At 47.6% G+C, this 24,737-nt stretch carries 26 protein-coding genes; 23 read left to right on the top strand and 3 right to left on the bottom strand.

Translation table 11 applies throughout. The annotated features are described in order from the left end of the window. The first annotated feature begins 14 nt into the window (after nt 1-14). Nucleotides 15-584 (top strand): hypothetical protein, encoded by a 570-nt coding sequence (locus AC0YNT_RS28585; protein WP_475807680.1) that lies wholly within the window; start codon nt 15-17, stop codon nt 582-584. A 45-nt stretch (nt 585-629) separates the two neighbouring features. Here the strand turns inward: AC0YNT_RS28585 and AC0YNT_RS28580 are convergent, their stop codons facing one another. Further along, the gene (locus tag AC0YNT_RS28580; RefSeq protein WP_475807679.1) at nt 630-1,889 is read right to left on the bottom strand and encodes an NAD(P)/FAD-dependent oxidoreductase; all 1,260 of its coding nucleotides are present in this window, start codon (nt 1,887-1,889) and stop codon (nt 630-632) included. Nucleotides 1,890-1,914: 25 nt separating this feature from the next. Next, nucleotides 1,915-2,778 carry an AraC family transcriptional regulator gene (locus AC0YNT_RS28575; protein WP_475807678.1) on the bottom strand — a complete coding sequence of 288 codons (864 nt, stop codon included), beginning with the start codon at nt 2,776-2,778 and terminating at the stop codon, nt 1,915-1,917. 186 nt (nt 2,779-2,964) lie between these two features. On the opposite strand from AC0YNT_RS28575, the gene AC0YNT_RS28570 reads away from it, so the two are divergent. The 4 genes from AC0YNT_RS28570 to AC0YNT_RS28555 all read left to right on the top strand — a co-directional run bounded on the left by AC0YNT_RS28570 (nt 2,965) and on the right by AC0YNT_RS28555 (nt 7,504). Further along, a complete protein-coding gene (locus AC0YNT_RS28570) occupies nt 2,965-4,134 on the top strand; it encodes a galactokinase (protein ID WP_475807677.1) in 1,170 nt (389 codons plus the stop codon). A gap of 58 nt (nt 4,135-4,192) precedes the next feature. Continuing rightward, complete coding sequence (gene galE / locus AC0YNT_RS28565; RefSeq protein ID WP_167282452.1) at nt 4,193-5,179, top strand: UDP-glucose 4-epimerase GalE; 987 nt, start codon at nt 4,193-4,195, stop codon at nt 5,177-5,179. A gap of 36 nt (nt 5,180-5,215) precedes the next feature. Then, entirely contained in the window at nt 5,216-6,805 is a 1,590-nt protein-coding gene (locus AC0YNT_RS28560) for a UDP-glucose--hexose-1-phosphate uridylyltransferase (protein ID WP_475807676.1), read from the top strand. Nucleotides 6,806-7,036: 231 nt separating this feature from the next. Continuing rightward, complete coding sequence (locus tag AC0YNT_RS28555) at nt 7,037-7,504, top strand: hypothetical protein (protein WP_441896270.1); 468 nt, start codon at nt 7,037-7,039, stop codon at nt 7,502-7,504. 229 nt (nt 7,505-7,733) lie between these two features. Here the strand turns inward: AC0YNT_RS28555 and AC0YNT_RS28550 are convergent, their stop codons facing one another. Next, complete coding sequence (locus tag AC0YNT_RS28550) at nt 7,734-7,961, bottom strand: DUF1128 domain-containing protein (protein ID WP_167282458.1); 228 nt, start codon at nt 7,959-7,961, stop codon at nt 7,734-7,736. Nucleotides 7,962-8,121: 160 nt separating this feature from the next. Between AC0YNT_RS28550 and yyaC the strand changes: the two genes are divergently transcribed. From yyaC to AC0YNT_RS28460, 18 genes are all read left to right on the top strand, one after another. After that, nucleotides 8,122-8,658, top strand: coding sequence for a spore protease YyaC (gene yyaC, locus AC0YNT_RS28545; RefSeq protein ID WP_475807675.1), 537 nt, complete (start codon nt 8,122-8,124; stop codon nt 8,656-8,658). Nucleotides 8,659-8,679: 21 nt separating this feature from the next. After that, entirely contained in the window at nt 8,680-9,510 is an 831-nt protein-coding gene (locus tag AC0YNT_RS28540; protein WP_475807674.1) for an alpha/beta fold hydrolase, read from the top strand. A 20-nt stretch (nt 9,511-9,530) separates the two neighbouring features. Beyond that, the gene (locus AC0YNT_RS28535; protein WP_167282462.1) at nt 9,531-10,175 is read left to right on the top strand and encodes a DUF6483 family protein; all 645 of its coding nucleotides are present in this window, start codon (nt 9,531-9,533) and stop codon (nt 10,173-10,175) included. Between the two features lie 33 nt (nt 10,176-10,208). Beyond that, nucleotides 10,209-11,405 (top strand): class I SAM-dependent methyltransferase, encoded by a 1,197-nt coding sequence (locus tag AC0YNT_RS28530; RefSeq protein ID WP_475807673.1) that lies wholly within the window; start codon nt 10,209-10,211, stop codon nt 11,403-11,405. A 97-nt stretch (nt 11,406-11,502) separates the two neighbouring features. Continuing rightward, nucleotides 11,503-13,182, top strand: a complete 1,680-nt coding sequence (locus tag AC0YNT_RS28525) for a histidine kinase N-terminal 7TM domain-containing diguanylate cyclase (protein WP_475807701.1) — start codon at nt 11,503-11,505, stop codon at nt 13,180-13,182. 152 nt (nt 13,183-13,334) lie between these two features. Beyond that, nucleotides 13,335-14,420 (top strand): HD-GYP domain-containing protein, encoded by a 1,086-nt coding sequence (locus AC0YNT_RS28520; RefSeq protein WP_475807672.1) that lies wholly within the window; start codon nt 13,335-13,337, stop codon nt 14,418-14,420. Nucleotides 14,421-14,508: 88 nt separating this feature from the next. After that, a complete protein-coding gene (locus tag AC0YNT_RS28515) occupies nt 14,509-14,859 on the top strand; it encodes a hypothetical protein (protein ID WP_475807671.1) in 351 nt (116 codons plus the stop codon). A gap of 176 nt (nt 14,860-15,035) precedes the next feature. After that, nucleotides 15,036-15,908, top strand: coding sequence for a YitT family protein (locus AC0YNT_RS28510; protein WP_167282472.1), 873 nt, complete (start codon nt 15,036-15,038; stop codon nt 15,906-15,908). A gap of 22 nt (nt 15,909-15,930) precedes the next feature. Continuing rightward, a complete protein-coding gene (thiL, locus tag AC0YNT_RS28505) occupies nt 15,931-16,977 on the top strand; it encodes a thiamine-phosphate kinase (protein ID WP_475807670.1) in 1,047 nt (348 codons plus the stop codon). Between the two features lie 16 nt (nt 16,978-16,993). Further along, entirely contained in the window at nt 16,994-17,494 is a 501-nt protein-coding gene (tsaE, locus tag AC0YNT_RS28500; protein WP_475807669.1) for a tRNA (adenosine(37)-N6)-threonylcarbamoyltransferase complex ATPase subunit type 1 TsaE, read from the top strand. Further along, nucleotides 17,481-18,281 carry a tRNA (adenosine(37)-N6)-threonylcarbamoyltransferase complex dimerization subunit type 1 TsaB gene (gene tsaB / locus AC0YNT_RS28495; protein ID WP_475807668.1) on the top strand — a complete coding sequence of 267 codons (801 nt, stop codon included), beginning with the start codon at nt 17,481-17,483 and terminating at the stop codon, nt 18,279-18,281. Before tsaE ends, tsaB begins: the two co-directional genes overlap by 14 nt. Next, nucleotides 18,278-18,772 (top strand): ribosomal protein S18-alanine N-acetyltransferase, encoded by a 495-nt coding sequence (gene rimI, locus AC0YNT_RS28490; protein ID WP_475807667.1) that lies wholly within the window; start codon nt 18,278-18,280, stop codon nt 18,770-18,772. The genes tsaB and rimI overlap by 4 nt, the downstream gene beginning before the upstream one ends. After that, nucleotides 18,766-19,812 carry a tRNA (adenosine(37)-N6)-threonylcarbamoyltransferase complex transferase subunit TsaD gene (gene tsaD, locus AC0YNT_RS28485; protein ID WP_475807666.1) on the top strand — a complete coding sequence of 349 codons (1,047 nt, stop codon included), beginning with the start codon at nt 18,766-18,768 and terminating at the stop codon, nt 19,810-19,812. Before rimI ends, tsaD begins: the two co-directional genes overlap by 7 nt. Before the next feature lie 651 nt (nt 19,813-20,463). Next, nucleotides 20,464-20,607: a hypothetical protein gene (locus AC0YNT_RS28480; protein ID WP_475807665.1), complete on the top strand. Its 144-nt coding sequence runs from the start codon at nt 20,464-20,466 to the stop codon at nt 20,605-20,607. A 99-nt stretch (nt 20,608-20,706) separates the two neighbouring features. After that, entirely contained in the window at nt 20,707-22,248 is a 1,542-nt protein-coding gene (locus AC0YNT_RS28475; protein WP_475807664.1) for a 2-isopropylmalate synthase, read from the top strand. 477 nt (nt 22,249-22,725) lie between these two features. Continuing rightward, entirely contained in the window at nt 22,726-23,454 is a 729-nt protein-coding gene (locus AC0YNT_RS28470) for an ATP-binding cassette domain-containing protein (RefSeq protein WP_167282487.1), read from the top strand. Between the two features lie 46 nt (nt 23,455-23,500). Then, nucleotides 23,501-23,719 carry a hypothetical protein gene (locus AC0YNT_RS28465; RefSeq protein WP_167282489.1) on the top strand — a complete coding sequence of 73 codons (219 nt, stop codon included), beginning with the start codon at nt 23,501-23,503 and terminating at the stop codon, nt 23,717-23,719. Nucleotides 23,720-23,749: 30 nt separating this feature from the next. Next, nucleotides 23,750-24,670: a polyprenyl synthetase family protein gene (locus tag AC0YNT_RS28460; protein WP_475807663.1), complete on the top strand. Its 921-nt coding sequence runs from the start codon at nt 23,750-23,752 to the stop codon at nt 24,668-24,670. Nucleotides 24,671-24,737: the final 67 nt, after the last annotated feature.

Below are 24,737 nucleotides of genomic sequence, written 5' to 3'. Positions count from 1 at the left end.
GGAGGACAAAAGCGATGGCTAAAATTATCGGCGCTTTTGCGTCACAACAGGAAGTTATCGATACTATTAATGCTTTGGAGCAAGCGGGTTTCGTCCAAGGGGAAATGAAGATTATCGCAAAGGACAGTGAGCATTCCCGGCGTATTGAAGCGGAAAGCGACATCCATGTTGATGAACTGGAGGAGCTGGCTTCGACAATAAGCGGGCAAGAAGGAGACGGTAGCCGTGGACAGGAATGGGCTGCAGCGGCGGCTATTCCGGCTATTGGACTTACGGGGGGCGGATCATGGAATCCGGGATTTGCGGCCGCAGGGCTCACAGCCATCGGCGGTAACTTGACGGGAGATTTCATCATTGGTGATGAAGATCGGATTCATGGCGCCTTAACCGCACTTGGGCTTGATGAACAAGAAGCCTCCTCTTGCCGGGATTCCATAAGGGAAGGTGCAACATTAGTTGTCATCGATACGGATGATAGCAAATCCCTTCTTGATAAGGACGGCGGGCCTGACTTATCCCGACTTGGTATTGCAGAAGGGATCTATAGACAAAACGGAGCTTCCCGGATATTTACAGGCTCTTGATCGATATGAAAAAAGGGGTTCGACCAGTGTCGAATCCCTTCTTTGTTATTGAAGAGTTGGACGAGAGAGTCCAACAATGCCGGCAAGCGGATGAGTACGTCCACAAATAAGATCACGTATGATATGAGAGGCAATCATGCTGTAGACGGTACCGTTGCCTCCATAACCGAGACAGTAATAGACACCAGGTACAGCAGGATCCTCTCCTATAAAAGGCAGGTTATCTCGTGACTCTCCGAAAGTGGCACTCCATTCATACTCAAAGGGAGCATCCAGCATAGGGAAGTGAGCGGTGAGTTTCTCATAAAGCTTGTCTATCCGTTTTTTTCGTGCCTGCTCGCCATCAATTGGATGCGCAGTCATTTCATCCAGACCGCCAATAACAATTCGGTCATCAACCGTGGTACGCATATAAAGATACGGCCGTGCCGTTTCCCAGATCATCATCTGCTCATACCAGTGCTGAAGTTGGGTTTTTTCTTGGACGCCTGTAACGGCAGCAAATGAACGATTGATATCTGATTTAATCAGCTTGCCGCGAAGCTCTTCGGGTTCATAACCGATGGCATAAATCACATTGTCCGCTTCTATCTCATGGCCGCCTGAGGTTGTGAGATGATGATTTCCATCTGCTGTACGTTCATGGGATACCACATCTGTATGTTCATAAATGCGTGCTCCGTCTGCTACGGCAGCATCTGCAACCCCGTGGACGAACCGGAACGGATTAATCTCAGCATCCCCATTCGTTGTAATTGCCCCGGATCGCTGGAATGGAAAACGCTTTGAGATCAAATCCGGTTCCCAGAAGCTGACGTCAAAGCCGTTCTGATGCAAGGTTTCGTACTCTTTCCGCAGCTTAGGCAGTTCTTGCTCCGTACTTGCGTAATAAAAACTGCTTCGTGGTATGAAATGAGGATCGATGGCTAATTTACTGGCGATCTCACCAATTTGCTTAACAGCTTCTACGCAGGCGGCGTAGAAATGGACAGCGGAAGGCTTGCCAATCTGATCGATTAAATCACAAAGCATGACATCATTAGAATATTGCAATAATCCTGTATTCGCGGACGTGCTGCCGCCGGCAATCGTATCTCTTTCGAATATTGCAGCTCGGATACCGCTTTTCGCCAGCAGATATGCGCACATCGATCCGGACATTCCGCCGCCGATAATGGCAACTTGAACCTTTGTTCCTAAAGAGAGTGCAGGGTAAGTCTTATGCTGCTCCCAAGTAGTCGGCCAGAACAAATGACCGGTATGCAGCTCCTTCATTTTGATCACCTCACCCGTTAATATGTCCAAATTTGAACTAACCCTTGTTTACCCATTAAGATTTCATTTGACGCATGGATTCACGGTAAGCGGATGGGGATAAGCCATAGAGGCGTCGGAATTGTTTGGAAAAATACAGCGAATCCTGAAGTCCAACAGAAGCTGAAATCTGCTCAATGGTGAGTCCTTCACGTTCGCGAATCATTTGACGTGCTTTGTCAATTCGAAGATTGAGCAGGAAGGTAATTGGCGACACGCCTGTATACCGTTTGAATAAACGTGAAAGATAAGCACGATTGTAGCCAAACGATTCTGCCATCTGTTCGATGGAGACGGGCTGTGCATATTGCGTGGAGAGGTAATGGATCATTTGCTGCATCAGTTTATCGCTGTCATCTACACCAGCTAGTGCTGTGTTATCCTCTGACATCTGATACACACTGCAAAATTCAGCAAGCAGGAGCTGCAGGTAACCAGCTGCTTTCATATGCGCGGCAGGCTCACTCTTACGGAAGACGCTGAAAATACTGTTATATAAAACACCAACACGTCTGATCTGCGACGTCTCGGTAACGGGATTAGCTATTGAAAATCCTGCGGCTTGCACAAGCTCGGCAGCCTGCGGACCATTAAAGGCAACCCAGCGGTACAACCAGGGTTCATCTGCATCGGACATGTAGCTGACAAGCTGCTCCGGTTCAATCAGAAAGGTATGTCCTGCCTGTAGGGAATAGCTCGTTCCACCACAGGTAAACTCTCCTTTGCCTTCAAGTACTGTATGCATGAGGTAAAAATCATATACTTTAGGTCCCCGCTGGTGGGATGGTTTGGTTTGACTTTCTCCTGCAAACAATACATTCATATGCTCGTTGTATGTAATAACGGGGTTTGAAGCTACTTTATACGTATCTTGCCTCATTGCAGCAGCACCTGCCTTTAGGTTAAGGTATCGGATAGCACCATCATATCATGCCCTACCGGTATCTAAAAGTCACATAAATCCATGTGAAAAGCATTTTGTGCCATTTTGTTCAGACGAATGGTTAAGGTATACTGAAGAAGAACAAAGGCTTCATAAATTATACAAAAAAGGACTGTTGCAAGCATGGCATCTATCGAGCAGCTTACACAACAATTTATACAGCAATTCGGCGGAGAAGCCGCTGAGATCAAAGCTTTCCATGCACCTGGACGCGTTAATCTGATTGGCGAGCATACCGACTACAATGGCGGTTATGTATTCCCTGCCGCACTTACATTTGGTACAACACTGCTTGTCCGCAAACGTGATGACCGTCAGCTTGGTCTCGCAACAACAAACTTCCCTTCCTCCAAAACACTGGCGATCGACACGATCGTATATGATGAAGCGGATGACTGGATGAACTATCCGAAGGGCGTCGTTTACGAGCTTCAGCAAAAAGGCATTACGTTCAGCAGCGGTTATGACTTGCTCTACCACGGTGAGATTCCGAATGGCGCAGGCTTGTCCTCTTCGGCCTCAATCGAAGTGGTAACAGCATTTGCTCTACTTACAATGGAAGGTCAACCGACCGACACGGTTGAGATCGCTCTACTGTCACAGAAATCGGAAAATGAATTCAACGGCGTTCAATGCGGAATCATGGACCAGTTCGCTGTTGCTAACGGCAAGAAAGATCATGCTATTCTGCTTATGTGCGATACGCTTGAATATCAACTCGTTCCATTCCAATCCGGTGCTTACAAGCTTGTGATCGGTAATACGAACAAACGCCGCGGCCTTGTAGACTCTGCTTATAACGAGCGTCGTGCGCAATGTGAGCAAGCAGTTGTTGATCTGCAGGCTGCATTCCCTGAACTGAAGCTTCTAGGTCAAATCAACCTGGAGCAGTTTAATAGCAATAAGCATCTGATCAAAGATGAAGTTGTACGCAACCGTGCACAGCACGTTGTGGAAGAGATCGACCGCGTACTTCGCTCGATGGATGCACTTAAAGAAAATGACCTGGCGACATTTGGTCAATACATGAACGGCTCGCATGATTCGCTCCGTGATTTATATGAAGTAACAGGTCCTGAGCTTGATGCAATGGTTGCTGCTGCACGCCAGGTTCCAGGTGTTCTTGGCTCGCGTATGACAGGTGCAGGCTTCGGCGGCTGTACGGTATCACTTGTTCATGAAGACAGCATTGAACGCTTTAAGGAAGAAGTAGGACGCAAATATACAGAAGCAACAGGACTTACGCCTGACTTCTATGTTTGCAGCATCGGCAATGGTGTTGAACAGCTCTAATATAATGGTGATTAACCTAAATATATAACAGACAAATAGAGAAAGTGGGATGAGGAGAATGGCAGTATTAGTAACCGGAGGAGCGGGCTATATCGGTTCGCATGCCGTAGCAGCACTTGCAGAGCGCGGCGAAGAGATCGTTGTTGTTGATAACCTGCAGCAAGGTCACCGCGAGGCGGTAACTGGCGGCAAGCTGTATGTAGGCGATCTGCGTGATGCCGACTTTATGGAGACTGTCTTCAAAGAGAACAATATCGATGCGGTCATCCATTTCGCAGCGAACTCTTTGGTTGGCGAGAGCATGACAAACCCTGCCAAATATTATCACAACAACGTGTACGGTACGCTGTGCCTGCTGGAGAAAATGATCGAGCATGATGTGAAGAAAATCGTCTTCTCTTCTACAGCAGCAACTTATGGTGAGCCAGAGAATGTGCCGATTGATGAATTCGACCGTACGCTTCCAACGAACACTTACGGAGAAACGAAGCTGGCGATGGAAAAAATGATGAAATGGTTCGATGTGGCTCATGGCCTCAAATTCGTATCGCTTCGTTATTTCAACGCAGCAGGCGCACATGCTGGCGGCAAAATCGGTGAAGACCATAGCCCTGAAACCCATTTGATTCCAATCGTGCTCCAGGCTGCACTTGGTCAACGTCCTCATATCTCGGTATTTGGCGATGATTATGCTACACCAGACGGTACTTGTATCCGTGACTACATCCATGTAAGTGATCTGGCAGACGCCCATGTTCTTGCGGTTGATAAGCTGCGTGAAGGTGCTGACAGCGCGATCTACAACCTCGGCAACGGCCAAGGCTTCTCGGTCAAAGAAGTAATTGAGATTGCCCGTACAGTGACCGAGCGTGAGATTAAGGCAGTCATCGAGCCGCGCCGTGCAGGTGATCCTGCTACTCTGGTTGCTTCCTCCGAGCGTGCACGCAAAGAACTCGGCTGGAAACCATCGCGCGACAACCTGGAGGATATTATCCGCAGCGCTTGGAACTGGCATGTCAATCATCCTAACGGCTACAAGGGCTAAGCTGCCCGGTTAGGAATGGAGAGGAGCTTTTACATCATGACAGACAAAGAAACGACCCTGGTTAGCTCAGAGGAAGCGCTCGTCCTTATCGAGAGGCTTGTCCAGTTCGCCCTTAACCAAGGGATGATTGAACCACTTGATGTGAGCGCTTCGCGGAATGCTTTGCTTGACTTATTCCGCTTCACGGAGCCTTACGAAGGCGGCATCCCTGATGAACAGCTGGACAGCCCGGTATCGCTGCTTGAGCCGCTGCTTGATTACGGCTATTCGATCGGCTTGATCGAAGATAATATTCTGACTTACCGTGATCTGCTCGACGCCCGCATTATGGGGCTGCTTATGCCGCGCCCATCCGAGGCGGCAGCGGCTTTCCGCCGGACAACTGCGGAAGCAGGCATTAAGGCGGCAACGGACGCTTTTTATAAGCTGAGCATTGATTCGAACTACATTCGGATGGATCGCATCCGCAAAAATAAATATTGGCTGCATGAAACCGAGCACGGCGAGCTGGAGATTACAATCAACTTGTCCAAACCGGAGAAGGATCCGAAGGAAATTGCGCTGCTCAAAACGCTGCCACAGGCTCATTATCCGAAATGTCTGCTCTGTGCAGAGAACGTTGGTTATGCTGGCCGTGCCGATCATCCTGGACGCCAGAACCTGCGCATTCTGCCGCTGACACTGGATAACCAGCAATGGTATTTCCAATACTCGCCGTATGTGTATTACAACGAGCACAGCATCGTCTTTAAAGGCGCGCATGAGCCTATGGTTATTTCTCATGGTACCTTCAAGCGTCTGCTTGATTTCGTTGAGCAGTTCCCGCATTATTTTATCGGTTCGAATGCTGACCTGCCGATCGTTGGCGGCTCGATTCTGAGCCACGACCATTTCCAAGCAGGAAGACATACCTTCCCGATGGAGAAGGCAAAAGCAATAGCTTCATTTGTTGATCCGACGCTTGAAGGCGTTCGCTTTAGTATCGTGAACTGGCCGATGTCGGTTGTACGTGTGAACGGCACTTCCAAAGACGATGTGCTGCAGGCGGCTTGCCGTATGCTTGATGCATGGCGCGGATACAGCGATGAAGCTGCCGACGTGCTGGCTTTTACCGAGAGCAGCGATGGCTCCCGTACGCCGCACAATACGATTACACCAATTGCAAGACTGCTTGATGACGGCATCTACGAGATTGATCTGGTCCTTCGTAACAACCGGACAAGCGAAGAGCATCCGATGGGTATCTTCCATCCGCATCAGCATTTGCATCATATTAAGAAAGAAAATATCGGCCTGATCGAGGTTATGGGTCTGGCAGTATTGCCGGGCAGACTGAAGTCCGAGCTGGAGCAAATTGCAGGTTACCTGACTGGGGCGACGGCTGCAGTACATGATGAGCTGCACAGTTCGAACCATCCGCTTCGTCTTCATGCTGAGTGGATTGAATCACTTGTAGCTCGTTACGGTACATCATGCTCGGAAGAGCAGGCTTTGGCGATCGTGGAAAGCGAGACCGGCGCTAAGTTCTCTGATGTACTTAAGGACGCTGGCGTATTCAAACAAACGGAAGAAGGAAATGCGGCATTCCATCGTTTCCTAGCCGCTTTTGGCTTGCAACCAGCTTAATAGAACTTTATTAGCCGTCGTATTGTCTATTTCGGACAGTATGACGGCTTTCGCATATGAGGAATGTGCAAATTTTAGAAATCTGTAAAGAAATTAATTTGTAAAACGAAAAAAATTATGGTATTTTTTATATGAAAATATAAACTATTCGCATTAGTATATATTTATTGAAAGATACGTGTTCTTTTCCTTAAAAGGTGTATCTGAATTTGGTTGAACGGAGGGGTCAATATGCCGGAAGCAATTATGCCATTAGATGATTTCTTGCAATTAAATGCCGAGGAACAGATTGAGAAGTTGAAGCGGTGGAAGATGGATTACACGCTGAAGGATATTCGTGAGGCTTGGAACTTCAAGCATTCCGCGCAATATTATATGCTTCTGAAGAAGCTTCGTATTTACGAGCGGGTTGTCAATAAATCGGACAAGTTTTATCCGATGCAAGATCAATTGTTAGTGCAGCAAGGCGGTTCCAAGGAACGCGCTTGGAGAGGTCGTCCAGCGTATGCTCAACAAGAAGATCAGCCTGCAGATCGGTTTAACTACCAGCTGAACACTGCGCTTACAGGTTCAGAATTGGCGGAGAAATTGGAACGTCTGGCCTTCTTCCTGAAGGGTGAACAGAAACAGGTTCAGATCAGTTTGACCATTGAATCGGCGGAGACAGCAACGTCTGGGTCGGAAGAAACAAACGAATAATGAACATTTGAGGAGCTCCTTAATAGGCATAAGGGAGCTCTTTTTAATGGTTTAAATCATTTGTCGAAAAATGCTATATACTGACTGTTAGTGGTAATTATTGTAATTAAGAAACTTACTTTTGATGTCAGATTTACACAATTCTAGGGATGTGGACTTTGTCCTTAAGTCTAATAGCACAGAAAGCACCGGGCGATGTAGCTGCCCGGTGCTTTCATGATCTTTTTGCTTATTTGCCGCGAAGTTTGCCGAGCTCTGACACAAGCGCTTCTACTTCGCTGATACTGAATTTTTCTTTCGAAGCAACGACCTCATACAATTCACGGATATCCTCGTATTGATCAACGTTAAAGTGAGAAGCCTGCATGGCTGCAGCTGTCGCCATTCTAAGCTTTGTTTTAATGGTTTCGATCATAAATTCAACATTTTGTTGAGTTGGTTCTTCCAGATTGACCATATATAGTCCCCTTTCCATGTGTGCGAAAAAAGCAAATTAAACTTTGTATTGTTCCGTCATTGTAACATATTTCACGCAGCCCATGCCTGTAAATTGAACCTTACCTCTTGATTCGGGTACAATGAGAGCAAACAACGAACAACATAAAGCAGGTGTATTGATGTTAGGGAAGACAGGCGACATACCGGATACTGGAACGGAAAGCCTGCACGGTTTTTTGGCAGAAGTCGCAACAAGGTATCCTGACCGCAGCCAGATCGTATTCCTATGTATCGGAACGGACCGTTCCACTGGAGACAGCTTTGGCCCCTTGGTCGGATCGAAGCTGGTGGAACGCGGCTGGCCTCATGTCATTGGGACCTTGAAACAGCCATGTGATGCTCACCGGGTGAGAGAGGCTGTGAAGCAATCAGAAGAGCATGCCGTTGTCATAGCGGTTGATGCCTGCCTTGGAAAGCCGCAGTCCATTGGACGATTTATTACGGCAGAGGGTCCTCTTACACCAGGTCGGGCGACAGGTGCCAAATTACCGGCAGTTGGACATTACAGTATTGCTGGTGTCGTGAATGCAAGCAGTCATAAGCCTTACATGACGCTGCAAACGACTTCACTTTATGCCGTGATGCAAATGGCTGAAGTGGTTGCGGAGTCAGTGGATAAAGCTTGGCAGGAGGCTTTTCGGACTACAATAGTATAGTGTGAATAATAAGGAGGATATATGATGACTCAATTGTCTATAGCAAATCAATCGGTGACACTGCCAAGCGGTGTTTCGTTAGCTTTTTATGACTCTTTGGATGCAAACAAACCTGTGGTGGTTTTGCTGCACGGCTATTGCGGAAGCTCAGCTTACTGGGAACAAGTCGTGGCATCGCTAGGTGAAGAAGCCCGCATTATTGCGCTGGATCTGCGCGGACATGGCCGTTCTTCGGATCAGACCGGAACGGAAGAGACGAACGCTATGGAATTGTATGCCGATGATCTAGCTGCCATGCTGGATCAGTTGAAAATAACCAATGCCTGTGTTCTTGGTCATTCGCTTGGCGGATATATCACCTTAGCCTTTGCTGAGCGATATTCAGAAAGGCTGTCTGCATTTGGCTTGGTTCACTCGACTTCGCTGCCGGATGGGGATGCAGCCAAGGAAAATCGGGATAATGCTGTCGCGGCTATTAAGAAGGATGGTGTGGCTTCGTTTGTAGAAGGCCTCGTTCCAAAACTTTATTCACCGGACAATAAACTTGCGATGGCAGAGCAAGTGGAGCGCTCAATTTCCATCGGCAAGGGGACAAGTTCTGCTGGAGCTATTGGTGCTGCAAAAGGGATGAAGGTCCGTCCTGACCGCACAGAGGTGCTGAAGCAGACGGCATTGCCGCTTCTTCTTCTTGCTGGCGAGCAGGATCAGATTATTCCTGCCGAGCGCACGTTTCTTGTTGAAGGAAGCCATGTTACTCAAGTGAAGCTGGCTGATGCAGGACATATGGGAATGATCGAGCAGCCGGAGGCTTTTTCAGAGGCAGTCTTGGGCTTTATTAAGAAGCTTGGCTAATTGAGAGGGTGGGGAAGCGGATGTTTCGTCGTGATTACTTAATGAATATGATCGAGCAAATGACAGAAGCAGTAGGGCAAATCCTGCAGTTGAAGAAGGAGCTTAAGCATCAGGAAGCACTTCTTGTTATAGATGAGTTCCTGGATAAAAGGTTTGGCATTAGCGGCAAGCTGATTCGCTCCTTGTCCGATAAGGATCTGATGGCTGTACTTACAACGAATGGTGTAATTGAGACGGATAAGATTCAAGCCATTGCAGTCACGCTCAAGCAAGAGTCGGATCTTCATGCTGAGACAGGAAATGATGACGCGAGCTTTGTGTCTGGATTAAAGGCGCTGCAGCTTTTCATGCGGCTGTCGCTTGTTGATGCTGAGCCTACAATCACGAACCCCTCGAAAGAAGCAGAGGAGCTGCTGGAAAGGTTTAAAACGTATGAACTGCCTTCTTATACGAAGCAGCTTCAAGCGGAATGGCATGAGGGAGAAGGACAGTACGACCGGGCTGAGGATGTCCTCTATGAGCTGATGGAAGATGGCGTAACCACGTCAGAGGAATTGGAGGCTTTTTACCGCCGCCTACTGTTTTGTGAAGATGGAAAGCTGGAAGCAGGCGGATTGCCTCGCGAGGAAGTCGAACACGGATTACATGCACTGGTGTCCAAATAGAGCCGGATAGTATTATTAGGAGTGAATGTAGGAATGACAGAAGAATGGCAGCAGAATATTAGCAAGGTAGTTGAAGAGGGAGAGCTGCTGCAAGGTACGCTTAGTCAGCTGCGCCGGAAGGATGGGGCAGCGGCTCCGAAAACAATCGTGCGTCCTGTACAGCTGAAGAACGGACTTCACCTGCAGTTCGAATACCACTATAGCAATAAAGTAACACATGAGAATGTGCTGCCGGATCTGGCAGGAGCCAAAATTATCGAGCTGCTGGAAGGTGACTATAAGCAGGCGTTGTTCAAAACAACTAAGGCGGATCTCCAGCTGTTGTTCAATAAGAAGGGAAAAGCCACGCTGCTTAGCAAGGCGCCAACAGGCAGTGTTAAAGCGGCGGATATGCAGCATAACCGTCAGAAGAACCGCGTCATCGCCGAAGGAACGGCGGCTCCGTTTCTGGTGGAGCTTGGCATTATGACAGCCGATGGTGCTGTCCATGCAAAGAAGCAGGACAAGTACCGGCAAATCAACCGGTTCTTGGAGATGGTTACGGATGTGCTTCCGAGCCTTCCTAAGGACAAGCCGCTGACGATCGTTGATTTTGGCTGCGGCAAATCCTATTTAACGTTTGCTTTATACCATTTGCTTGCGGTAGAGCAGAAGCGGGAGATCTCCATTATCGGGCTTGATTTGAAGGCAGATGTTATCGCCTTTTGCCAGCAGCTTGCCGATAAGCTAGGCTATGGCAATCTGAAATTCCTTGTAGGGGATATTGCTGATTACGAGGAGTTAAGCGAGGCGGATATGGTCGTGACACTGCACGCCTGTGATACAGCAACAGATGCTGCGCTTGCCAAGGCTGTGAACTGGGGAGCTTCCGTTATTATGTCGGTTCCATGCTGCCAGCATGAATTGTTCAAGCAGGTTCAAAGTGATGTGCTTGCTCCGATTCTGTCACAAGGATTGCTTAAGGAGCGTTTCGCTGCTCTTGCAACGGATGCAGCACGAGGTACGCTGCTTGAAGTGCTTGGCTATAAAGTGCAAATGCTGGAGTTTGTTGATCCGGAGCATACACCTAAAAATCTGCTTATTCGCGCAGTACGCAGCGGACAGACAGCATCGAAGGATAAATGGGAGCAGTATGAGCAGTTCCGCAGCTTCCTACATTTATCCCCTTCATTAGAGCATATGTTATCGGACCTATGGCCTACCAAAACCGACGCAGATGTCAAAAAATAATGATCTAGACCTATGGAAGTAATTGTCGATTGAAAAAACATTTGCTACAATGGTAATAGATGGATAGTCAATGGATGGGTGAACCGTATTGGAATCGATGATGTGGCTGGATTTTAGCATGTTCCTCGTACTGCTCGGTTTGTTTTTTTACGTGTTTGCTGTTGGTTCAATAACCGTGCTGCACAAGATTTACCTGGTCTTGCATCTCATACTTATCGTGTGGCCGTTAACTCAATTTATTGCTCAAACTATGCCTGGTTCTTCATACAGGCTTTTTTATCTTTCTGCTTCGTATGCATCGCTGTCGCTTATTGGCGTTGGCTGGTTTATCTTCGTCGTATTTCTAACGGGACAAGCCAATGTCATACGAGCACGCAGAATTATGATGCTGGCATTGCCGGCCTTGATTTCGGTCGTCTGTGTACTATGGAATCCGAATGAGCTGTTTCTCTCAATTAATGAACATCTGGGCGTAAAGCAGCAACAGAGTGGTCCTTTATTCTGGTATATGATTGTCCAGTTGTTCACGTATATTTTGGTATCTTTAATCGTGATGGGCTATTCGATCCGCCGTGGCGGTTCTGTCAGGCAGCAAATGCTGGTCAAGACAGCAATGAACGGTATTTTCGTTCTTGTGTTGTTTGGACTAGGTGATTTCCTAGTAAATATTATCTTTATTCATTATTTTTCCTCGTATTTCTCCATCTTCTCGGTGGGGATTACCTTATCTGCTGTTTACCTCGTACACGCCATTACTAGACACCGCGTATTCGACATCATTCAAATTGTACAGCGTGACGTAATGAACACGATCTCCACCGGTATTATTGTGCTGGATGAAAGCGGGACCGTACTTGAATTCAACAAAGCGATGAAGTCGATCTTAAAGCTTCGCATTGGCGAGAAGTTCACACCCTATGCAATGACCGTTCATTTCCCTAATCATATTAAGAAGGAATTTGACGAGTTTCTGGAAGAGCAGGGCAAGCGGCCGATGGAACGGCAGGAGCTTGAGGTAGCGCTTCTAAGTGACGGTCATTATCGCTATATTATTGTGCAGTCTGCACCTATATTAAGCCAGAAGAAAAAAGAGCTGCTAGGGCGGCTGTTAACCTTCCATGACGTAACCGAGCTGCGGATGCTTGTAGAGGAGACCAATTCGCAAAATGAGCTGCTGCAGGAACGGAACAATGAGTTGCTTATCATGCAGGATGAGTTGTTCCAAGCGAATAAAAAGCTTGAGCATATGGCTATTACGGATGGGTTAACGGGCTGCTACAATCGGCGGTATTTGCTGCAGCAGCTTGAGCATGAGGTTGCGGTAAACGTGCAATACGGCATTCCTTTCTCCATCTTCCTGTTTGATATTGATTTGTTCAAATCCATTAATGACAAGCACGGACATTTGGTTGGGGATGAAGTGATTTGTGCAACGGTTGATGCGGTCAGAAGTACACTGCGCGCAGCCGATATTCTTGCCCGGTATGGCGGCGAAGAATTTACGGTGTACTTGCCGCATACGAACCGTGAGCAGGCTGATAATATCGCGGATAGGGTCAAGGAGTCCGTTGAGCAGAATGAAGTGAAGACGGGACATGGCAGCCAGACGGTGAATGTGACAATTAGTATGGGCGTTGTTTCGGTCGAGCAGTTCGATCAGCGTGCGCTTGATAATCCAAAGGCCTTTCTAAAAGAGCTGCTGGCTCAAGCCGACGCGGCATTATACGAAGCAAAATACAGCGGACGCAACCGGATTGTAAAGCGGAAGCTGGCCTGAAGCTTACTCGGCATCTAGAAGGATATACAACCTTGAGATGCCGAGTTTTTTTACATGTGACACAGACCTTCCTCAAGATAGTCAGCCCAAAAAATATCTGATAAAATAGGTTTTATACAGGTGATTGAGTATGATCGAAAGAGGACTGAGCGATGAGAAAAATGCAAATTGGATCGGTCAAACCTGGGGATAAGCTTGCTAAACCGATATTTCAAGATAATGGACGGGTTCTGCTGGGTGATGGAGTAGAATTAAATGATCGTTATATAAATCGGCTTCAAAATTTAGGCATTGATATTGTTTATATTGAAGACGGCAAGACGGAGGATCTTATTCCTGAGGATTCGATCGGGGATGAGACACGCAGGCAAGCAGTAGAAGTGATCTACAAGACAATGAATTCTTTTAAAGACCAATCCGTTGTCATGAATGGCCGTGCAATTGCTCCAGACCTAGGACGGACATTCCGCTCGGTGTTTGGTCAGATTATGACCGACTTAACAGCCAGACCTAATATGATGGTGAATTTGACTAATATACATGTGGCAGATGCCTATTTATTTCATCATTCCGTGAACGTTGCCGTGCTCGCTGGGGTTATGGGAATAGCAAAGGGCTATAATCGTAATCAGTTAGAGGAGCTTGGAATTGGAGCGCTCTTATTTGATATCGGCATGACGAAGATCCCGCAAAAGCTGATTGAGAAGGAAGGTCCTCTCACGGCTGATGAACGTGTTATTATGGAGAGCCATACGAAGGAAGGCTTTGATATTTTACGGAAATATCATGATATTTCTATTGTTTCGGCCCATTGCGCACTCCAGCATCACGAACGTTATGACGGCTCAGGTTATCCTCGTCGGCTGAAGAAGGATGAGATTCATATGTATGCCCAGATCGTAGGGATTGCAGATGTCTATGATGCACTCACCTCACCAAGGCCGCATCGCAAACGGCATACGCCATCTGAGGCTATTGAGTTTCTATTTGCTGCAGGCAATACTTACTTTGACTTTGATCTCATTAAGCTGTTCTGCAAACATATCTCTATCTATCCGGTTGCTACTACCGTTTTGCTTAGCTCTGGACAAGTTGGTGTAGTCTCTCATAACAGTGAGCTTGCCCTTCATCGGCCGCGTATCCGTATCATTAAGGAAGCTGACGGCCGGGAGCCTGCCTCACCTTATGATCTGGAACTAAAAGATGAACTGCATCTGACCATCATTAAAGAATTATAAACTTTGGACGGACGGCATAGGAGTTTATCCACTCCAAGCTATCACTCTCGGAATATCCTATTAAAGAAATAGGAGGGAGAGTGAAAGTATGGCTTCTAGAGTGAAACCAAAGATGCTCGGTTCCTCTAAAGGGAAAGTTGTGAAAAGAGCTGTATTAGCTCCGCAGCAAACAGGTCCCATTTTCAGCCGTTTAACGGTTGTATGGGTTACTGAAGGCGGAATTCCATTTAATACGACAGGTTTTTTTGCTAGATTATCACGTGGTAATACGATAGTTTCAACCGCTAGTTTCGATCGCTTTGGTGTAGTACGGTTTAACAACGTAACAACACTTACGACGGCTATCTTTACGCTTCGAATCTTCCGAAGTTCAGATGGTGCTTTGTTCCGTACAAGAACGATTCCATCTGGTGTAGAGACGTTTGCTGTAATCGGCTAAGGAGCTAGCTATCCGGCACCTTCCATTTTTGAATGGGAGGTGCCGGATTTTTTTATAGAAAAGGACAAGTTTCGCGGATGATTGCTATATTCTGAGGATGCCGCTCTTTGAATATCTTGTTTATTAAGGTAAAATAATTATAATTAGCGAGTTCGGGGGGAGGAACAAGCTTACATATGCCAAGCCACTCACAGCATTTAAAGCTGCCTAAGCTGGAACTTCTTCGCCGGGTGTTGTTTATTACACTTGGAGCGGCGCTTGTTTCGGTGGGACTTGAAATTTTTCTTGTTCCCAATCATATTATTGACGGTGGTATCGTCGGGATTTCGATCATGGTATCCCATTTGACAGGACTGCCACTTGGACTTTTCTTATTCCTTTTAAACCTTCCATTTCTAGTGCTTGGGTACAAGCAGATTGGCAAAACATTTGCGTTATCGACTTTGTATGGAGTAAGTGTGATGTCACTTGGTACGTTTCTGCTCCATCCTGTTCCGCCTCTAACGGAAGAATATTTTCTGGCCTCGATATTTGGGGGAGTTATTCTTGGTATTGGGGTAGGTATCGTTATTCGATTCGGCGGCTCCTTGGACGGGACAGAGATTATTGCGATTTTGTTTAACAAACGTCTTCCTTTTTCGGTTGGCGAGATTGTTATGTTCTTTAATTTATTTATTCTTGGCAGTGCAGGATTTGTGTTTGGCTGGGATCGGGCGATGTATTCGCTGGTTGCCTACTATATCGCCTACAAGATGATTGATATTACGATGGAAGGCTTCGAAGAATCCAAGGCGGTCTGGATCATTAGTGAAGAGGCTAAGGAAATTGGTTCTGCTATTATGGACCGACTCGGGCGTGGTGTGACATATTTGCATGGGGAAGGCGGCTTCTCCGGCGGGCAGAAGCGTGTGATCTTCTGCGTCATTACACGTCTGGAAGAAGCGAAGATGAAGTCAATCGTTAATGATCTTGATCCAGCTGCGTTTCTCGCCGTTGGCAACATCCATGATGTAAAAGGCGGAAGATTCAAGAAACGCGATATTCACTAAGGGTTATAAAGGAGATCAGGCAGTGGATGAATTTGAAAGCATCCGTCATTGGACCTCAGGACGGCAAAGCGTGGAATGGCAGAGGGAACGTGGTGTCGTGCTTGGAATAGGCGATGATGCTGCACTCATTGATCCAGCCGCTCCCATTTCCGGAGTGGGATCCCCGTATGAATATATAATGGCGATGGACACGATGGTAGAGACGGTGCATTTCAATGCAGTGACAATGTCCTATGAGGATATTGGGTATAAAGCTCTGGCAGCGAATGTCAGTGATATCGCTGCTATGGGCGGTATTCCACTACAAGCGCTTATATCAGTTAGTGTACCGCGTAATCTTGGGCAGGAGCCGATGCGCCGACTCTATGATGGTCTGTATGCCTGCGCGGAGCGTTATGGCGTAGCAATTATTGGCGGTGACACAACCTCGTCGCCGCTGCATCTTGTTATTGCGGTGACGGTGACAGGGGCCGTCGAAGCGGGGAAGGGGCTGCGCCGATCTGGTGCAAAGCCCGGCGACGCTGTTATATTGACCGGTCCCGTCGGGAAATCGGCGGCCGGGCTGCAGTTCCTGCTCGCGCAGCAGGAACGCGGCATAGCTGCACTCGCAGGGGAGCGGGCGGAGTCGCTAGTTCTAGCCCATCGCCGCCCATCTCCTTCAGTGAAGGCGGGGCGATTGCTGCTTACGCGCGGGACCTGTCATTCGCTTAATGATGTGAGCGATGGTCTTGCTAGCGAGGCATGGGAGATCGCTGAAGCTTCGGGACTTCTTGTATTGCTTCGTGAGCAGCAGCTTCCAAGAAGCGGCAGCATGGCTGCGTACGCAGGGGCGGCAGGTATTGATCCACTCGAATGGATGCTGTACGGCGGAGAAGATTATGTATTGCTTGGCACGATGGAAAGCAGCGATGCAATCGCAGCACAGGCGGCCTTCCATGCGGAAGGGCTGCCCTTTTATATCATTGGGGAAACTTTGGCTGGTAAGCCCGGCGTGGAAATAATCCGGACAACGGATAAAGGCGATTTACGAATGCCGCTTATGAAGCGGGGCTATAATCATTTTGAGTAGTAAGCAGGTGTAGAGGATGACAATAAAGGGACAAGCGGTTTTTACAATCCGCAATGAACAGGAAACTGCATGGCTTGCTGAGCGTATTGCGAAGCTTATAAAGCCAGGAGCTGTTCTTGCGCTGGATGGAGATCTTGGTGCAGGCAAGACCACTTTCTCGCAAAAATTAGCAAAAGCGATTGGCGTAAATGATGTGGTGAACAGTCCAACGTTTACGATAATTAAAGAATACGAGGGGGCTTCCATGCCCTTTTATCATATGGATGTGTACCGCCTGTCGCTTGAGGAAGCATACGATCTTGGTCTAGACGACTATTTCTACGGCAGTGGAGTTACGATTGTGGAATGGGCAAGCCTGATTGAAGAGCTTCTGCCTCCGGAACGGCTGGAGATGTATATCGCGCATGAAGGCGGCGAGGAGCGGAACATTCGAATAACGGGGATCGGCGAGCCGTATGCATCTTGGTGTGGGGCTTTGGATGAGATGGGAGCAGGGAATAACGATGACAGAGCATAACGAACAGCCAATATTGGCATTTGATACCTCAACGGCAGCATTTGCGGCAGCTATTATAGACAAGGGCAGCATTCTTGGTGAAATGCAGTCTTTTGCTGAGAGAAACCATTCCGTCCATATCATTACTCATGTGAAACAGCTGATGACAGATGCCGGAGTTACGGCTGAAGACATAGGAGCAATTGCGGTTGGAAGTGGTCCAGGCTCCTATACCGGTATGAGAATTGCTGTTGCTGCTGCGAAAACATTGGCATGGGTGTGGAATAAGCCCCTTGTCAGTGTATCTAGCCTGGAGGCTATTGCCTACGGTGGCTGGCATCACGGAAGCGTATTGGAAGACCAAGCAGAGTCTGGCGAAGACTGGATTTTGCCTATTATAGATGCACGGCGCGGACAAGTATATACAGGTGGCTATGCGATGTCGGTAGACGGCCAGTGGCGCAGCTTTGCAGCAGATGGTGTTCGACTTATGAATGACTGGGTTGAGCGGATTGCTATAGAGGCGGCTGAGCTTTCAGGCCAAGTGAAGCGGATTTGGGTTATTGGCGATCTTACGATTCATGAGGGCGAAGCGAATCGTCTCAGAACGTTATGCGAGGATAAGATCGAAGTGCATTTGCTCTCTTATGAGCTGGAGGGTCGTGCGATTGCACAGCTTGGCCAGCATCGCCTGCAGGCAGGAGAAGTTGCGGATACTCATGGGCTGACGCCAAATTACACCCAGTTGGCAGAAGCGGAAGCGAATCTTCTACGTGCGAAGCAGCAGGGGGAGGCGAAGTCCTCATGATTAATAATCAGGCAAATCTCGTTTTCCGGTCGATGACCATGGCAGATATCAGCTCGATTGTAGCCATTGAACAGGAAGCCTTCACAACACCTTGGACTCAGGAAGCGTTCAAGAACGAGCTGACTAGCAACATGTTCGCCCGTTATATGATTATGGAACATGATGATGAAATCATAGGCTACGGCGGAATGTGGATCATTGTAGATGAAGCGCATGTCACGAATATTGCTGTACGCGCTGACCATCGAGGACAAGGGCTTGGGGAACGGCTGTTAGCCGAGCTGCAGCAGACGGCGGCTTTTTTTGGCGCGAACAAAATGACGCTTGAAGTACGTGTATCCAATGAGATCGCACAGCGCTTGTACCGGAAGCTTGGATTTAAACCTGCCGGTATCCGGCCAGCTTATTACTCGGATGATAACGAGGATGCGTTAATTATGTGGGCGGATCTGGAACGATACCGCTCCGAGGCAGAGGAGCAAGAATGGTGAGTCATACAAACAAAGATGCCGTTATATTAGCGATTGAAACGAGCTGTGACGAAACATCCGTTGCGGTTGTTCGTGACGGCAAGCATATATTATCGAATGTAATCTCGAGTCAAATCGAGGTTCATAAGCAATTTGGCGGGGTTGTGCCGGAGATCGCTTCGCGTAAGCATGTCGAGGTTATTACCCTGATGATCGAGCAGGCGGTAGCGGAGTCCGGTCTGACCTTAAAGGATATTTCTGCAGTAGCAGTTACGCAGGGACCTGGACTTGTTGGTGCTCTTCTTGTTGGGATCGTAGCAGCCAAAAGCCTTGCAATGGCGCTTGATGTGCCTTTTATCGGGACACATCATATTGCCGGACATATTTACGCGAATCAGCTTGTCCATGAATTGGAGTATCCGTGTATGGCGCTAGTCGTTTCCGGCGGGCATACGGAGCTTGTACTGCTGGAGAGTGAAGGTTCCTTCCGTATGATCGGCCGCACCCGTGATGATGCGGTTGGCGAGGCCTATGATAAAGTGGCTCGTGCGTTAAAATTCCCTTATCCCGGAGGTCCTCATATCGACAGGCTTGCCTCGGAAGCGGAAAAGGTTATCGAGCTGCCTCGTGCATGGCTTGAGCCTGATTCGTATGACTTCAGCTTCAGTGGGTTAAAGTCGGCTGTTCTTGCTGTAATTAATCAGACGAATATGAAGGGTGAGACCCTTGATGCAGCAGCGCTAGCCCGCGGGTTCCAGGAATCGGTTATCGAGGTGCTCGTCGAAAAAGCGCTACGTGCTGTCCGCGCCTTTGGCGCCAAGCAGCTGCTGTTATGCGGCGGTGTGGCAGCGAACCGCGGTCTCCGCGCAGCACTTGCCGTACGATGCGACAAGGAAGGTATGCCGCTTCTAGTTCCTCCGCATAAGCTGTGTACGGACAATGCGGCAATGATTGGTGCTGCGGCATATTTGAAATGGCAGCAAGGTGAATTTACATCGCTTGATATGAAGGCAGAGCCAAACTTCTCACTTGAAGGCTGGGCTAAGTCATCCGTGTCCTAAAATATAAAAAAGTTGTTTACGTGTGAAATATTTTTTTCTTGGAATTGACAGAATATTTATTGGGGAATATAATGGGTACCAATAGTTCAAACTCCATACTGTGCAAACGCAAAGAACAGGAGTAGTACGGATAATCCGGGTTTAGAGAGCTGCGGGACGGTGCAACGCAGTCGAAGGATACCAGAAACTCGCCTGGGAGCGGAGCAGTGGAAACATGCGGCTGACCATGTAAGGCCCATGAATACATTGCTACGGTTAACCCCCGTAAAAGGGTGCGCATTCGTCAACATCCGGAGTTGGCAATGTGCCTAAGGTGGGCATTAAGATGCTGTGTATTCAGCAGTATTGATGTCAACAAGGGTGGTACCGCGCAGGTTAATGATAGCCTGTCGTCTCTTGATTTATAAGAGACGACAGGCTTTTTTGGTTGTTTTTTTGGACTAGATTGGATTAGAGTGGCTAAATGACGTGACATAACATAACAGATGATAATTCATATATAAAACGCTATGAACAGGATCAGTAAAGCAATTAAGTGGGTACACGGCGCGATTGTTATAACAATCGCTGCTGCAGAGAGCTGCGGGTTGGTGCGACGCAGTCAAAGCTTAAGCTTGAACTCGCCTGGGAGCGGAATGATGGAGAAGCCGAGTGAATGCATGCGAAAAGCAGCAGGATCATGGCAGGTACATCGTTACGGTATACCTCCGTCATCGGGTGTTCAAGCGGGTTCGGATCTGCTTGCTGCAAAGCTACAAAACTTTATTATTGCAGCCTGAAGGGTTCGGCCAATGAGAGTGGTACCACGGCAGGCCTGTCGTCTCTTACACCAAAGAGACGACAGGTCTTTTCTATTTCTAAGATCAAAAAAACAACTATTCGGAGGGTATTCCCATGAAAAAAATTCAAATCTTTGATACAACATTACGTGATGGCGAACAATCGCCTGGAGCATCTATTGAGCCTGAACGCAAAATCATTATCGCACGCCAGCTGGCTAAGCTAGGCGTCGATATCATTGAACCTGGTTTTGCAATTTCTAGTCCTGGCGAGTTTTCGGCTATTCAACAAATCTCCCGTGAACTGCAAAACGTTGAAATTTGTGGTTTTGCACGTGCAGTGAAAGTCGACATTGATGCTGCGGTTAAGGCTACGCAGGATGCAGCGAAACGCCGTCTGCATCTGTTCATCTCTTCTTCGGATATTCATCTGAGCCATCAAATCCGCAAGACGCGATCTGAGGTTATCCAAATTGCAAAAGATATGATCTCTTATGCGAAGCAATTTGTTGACGAAATTCAATTTGCAGCCATGGACTCGACCCGTTCGGACAGGGATTTTGTAATTGAACTGGTGGAAGCGGCGATTGAATCCGGCGCTACCATTATCAATCTGCCTGATACACTGGGTTACGCGCTGCCAAATGAGATGGTGGATCTGTTCACTTCTGTCCGCCAGCAGGCGCGGGGCGGGGATAAGGTTCGTTACAGCACGCATAATCACAATGATCTGGGTATGGCAGTTGCGAATAGTATGGCTGCCATTCAAGCTGGAGCAACACAGGTAGAGGTAACCGTTAATGGTGTTGGCGAACGGGCCGGCAACTGCTCGCTCGAGGAGCTGGCGATGCTGATCGAGACACGCAAAGCGGCGCTGCAGATTGAGACAAATATTGAACAGAGCGAGATCTATACGACATCTCATATGGTCAGCCGGGCCATGCATTATCCGATTGCATATAACAAGCCCATTGTAGGTCGCAATGCCTTCCAGCATGAATCAGGTATCCACCAGGATGGCTTACTGAAGGACCGCAGTACGTATGAGATTATGGATCCAGAAGCGATGGGCATCTCCCGCAGCATGATCATATTAGGCCGTCATTCCGGACGCCATGCGATTAAACACCGTCTGTCGGAGTATGGCATTAACGTGGCTGACGAGGAATTAGTCGAGGTCTATAACCGCTTCAAACAAGTAGCTGATGAGAAAAAAATCGTAACGGATGATGAACTGATCCGCATTGCCGGTGAAATGACCGAGACTCAGCCTGACCCTTACAAGCTGGTTGATCTGCAAGTATTGGCTGGCAGTCAAAAGTCCCGTATTGCTTCAGTTACAATCCGCGAAAGCGCAGATGGTGCAGAACGATCATACTCCGGCATGGGAGAAGGGCCGCTCGAGGCTGTTATTCATTGCATCCAGCAGGCGATTCCAGTAGCAGCTCAATTCGAGGATCTGGAGCTGCATTCCTTATCGACCGGTGAGGATGCGCATGGCGAAGCAGTCGTTAGCATTATTATAGAAGGTGAGAGATTCCGCGGTACTTCTATCCATAAGGACATCATCTATGCAGCTGCTCAGGCGTACGTTGGAGCCTGCAATCAAGCCGTAATGACGGGCAGAAAACGCATCATGGAAGAGAATGCCGGATAATTGGAATACTTATCCACAAAAACAGCTGACCTGTGCATAAGAGGAAAAAAACGGATAAATACAACCTTTTCTCTGTGAATAAAAATGTGAGTGATTCGTGGATAGTTTCTACACAGGCACCTGTGGATAATGTGGATAAAGTGGATAAAATAATAGGCTAGGAAGCATTTGTAAGTAATTAGTGACGTTAACCTTTACAAATCACGCTTTGTTATCGACAGAATTAACTAACAATTCACGTTATTATGTGGATAAACCTGTGGACAAGGTGGACAGTTACCCCGAAAGCACGATTTTGTGCTTTCGGGTTTTTTTTATGTTTTTGGAGCTTTTTTAGTTCGATTGCGCTACCGCAATAAAATTGCGTGATTCTGCAGTATGGTTTTCGGTGAAAACACTTTCAATTTCAGTTAAGGTGGAATTACAAGAAAACGTTGCGGCAAATAGGCATTCCGGCCTGAATGGAGGATAACTACAGTGAACAAACAGGCGATCATTCAAGTAAGCTCAATATGCAAATGCTACGGTCCGTACAACGCATTAAATGAAATCTCTTTTGAGGTGAACAGCGGTGAGCTGTTCGGCATTATTGGGACTAGCGGAGCGGGCAAGACTACTTTGCTTGAGATGCTCATGGGACTTCGCAGACCGGATCAAGGTAAAATTGAAGTATTGGGCATGGATGCTATTTTGGAAGCAAAGCAATTGAAGGAATATATCGGTATGCATATGTACAGCAACTCACTCGTAGATAATTTGACAGTCCGTGAAGCGCTAGAACTATTCCAATCGTTTTATGTAAGACAAAACAATATTGATACCATTATCTCGGATTTGGGACTAGAGCCATATATGAATAAACCAGTTAAGAGATTATCCGGCGGCTGGCAGCAGCGTATTGCGCTTGCGTTCGCACTGGTGAATGATCCGAAGATTATTTTTCTAGATGAGCCAACTACCGGGCTCGATAAGCAGGCAAGAGCGGACTACTGGTCCCTTCTTATGAAGTTGAAAAGCCAAGGAAAAACCATTGTGATGGCCTCCCATGATATGGGGGAAATGCAGCGCAACTGCGACCGCATTGCGGTGCTGCGCAAAGGGGATATCGTGAAATGCGATTCGCCCCAGCAGCTCATCTCTCAAATTCCTGAAGGCTGCGTAACAATGGAGGGCGTATACGTTCATTTCGCTTACGCTGAAGTATAACCTTGTTTTAGATTATGCGGCTTAGCTTGAAGGAGGACTTCTGTACATGGATCATGGAAGCGACATCGAGAGTCCGTCAGTTCATCGAAGCCAAGTGATAGAGAAGCGAATGGAGATGATTGCTGCACTGCTTGATAAATTAAATGGGGAGGAGATTGTCCAACAATCCAAAACAACAAAGCACGTATCACAGAAGCGGAAGGGGCGAAATAATGACAGATTGCTGCAAATAGTTGCCGGCATTTTCTTCCATCGTATAAGATAAGGATGACACTACCATGATGGAGGTCATTAGATGGAAGACATTATGCCTATAATCGGGCAAAACATGCTGCGGATTTCCGATAAGTATTTTTGGGCGGAGCCGCTTGCTGAATATGCTCGTACCTTTATACGGGAAAAGCAGGCCGAATCCATGAGATTCGGTCTATTAACCGTGCTGCATTACCGTATGTTTGGAGGGAATTCTGAATCGATCTATCAGGCGGCAGCTGCAGTTGAGCTGTTTATATTAGCGTCTGATATATTGGATGATTTACAGGATGGAGATGCAGCACATCAAGCCTGGTCCCAGGTGCCGACAGCCGCTGCGATGCAGGTAGCTGTTTCCTTAATCGTGCTGTCGCAGCAGGCAATACTGGAGCTCGAATTTGGTCAGGCTGAGCTCATACGTGTGATGCGAATGATGAATGAGCAGCTGCTGAAGGCGGCAAATGGACAAATGCTTGACTTGATGAATGCTGTTACCGATGAGGAGTCATATTTGAGAGTAGTTCAGCATAAATCAGCTGCCCTTATCGTCTTTGCTTGTATGACTGGAGTCATGCTTACCGGACGGGACTGGCATCCTATTGTGGCCGAATATGCGGAAGAAGTAGGTATGGCGGCTCAAATTAAAAATGATATTAGAGACCTGCTCCGATGGGACGACAAGAATGATTTTATTCTGCGTAAAAAGACCCTGCTTACTTTGTTTCTTTTGGAGGAAATTGCGGAACAGGATCAATGGATCGCAGACTATTTCGAAGGCAGAATTTCGCTAGCGGATGTCTTGGATCGACAGCAAATGCTGGAAGAGGCATGTAATCGGACAGGGGCAGCTCTATATGGCTCCGTGCACATGAGAATGCACTTTAATCGGTTTCAGGAACTGCTGGATGAAGTTCCTGAAGCCGCGTCAGATAAGGACAAGCTCCTACAAATCTTCTCCAGCTAGGTCCTTACTGCACATACCGCAAAGAGGGTTGCGGGAAATACGGGAGAGATTGGCGTTTGCTGTCGAA

The organism is Paenibacillus sp. J22R56, from assembly GCF_056269375.1.
The sequence above is the reverse complement of the archived record's forward strand: the minus strand, read 5'-3'. Positions and strand labels throughout refer to the sequence as shown.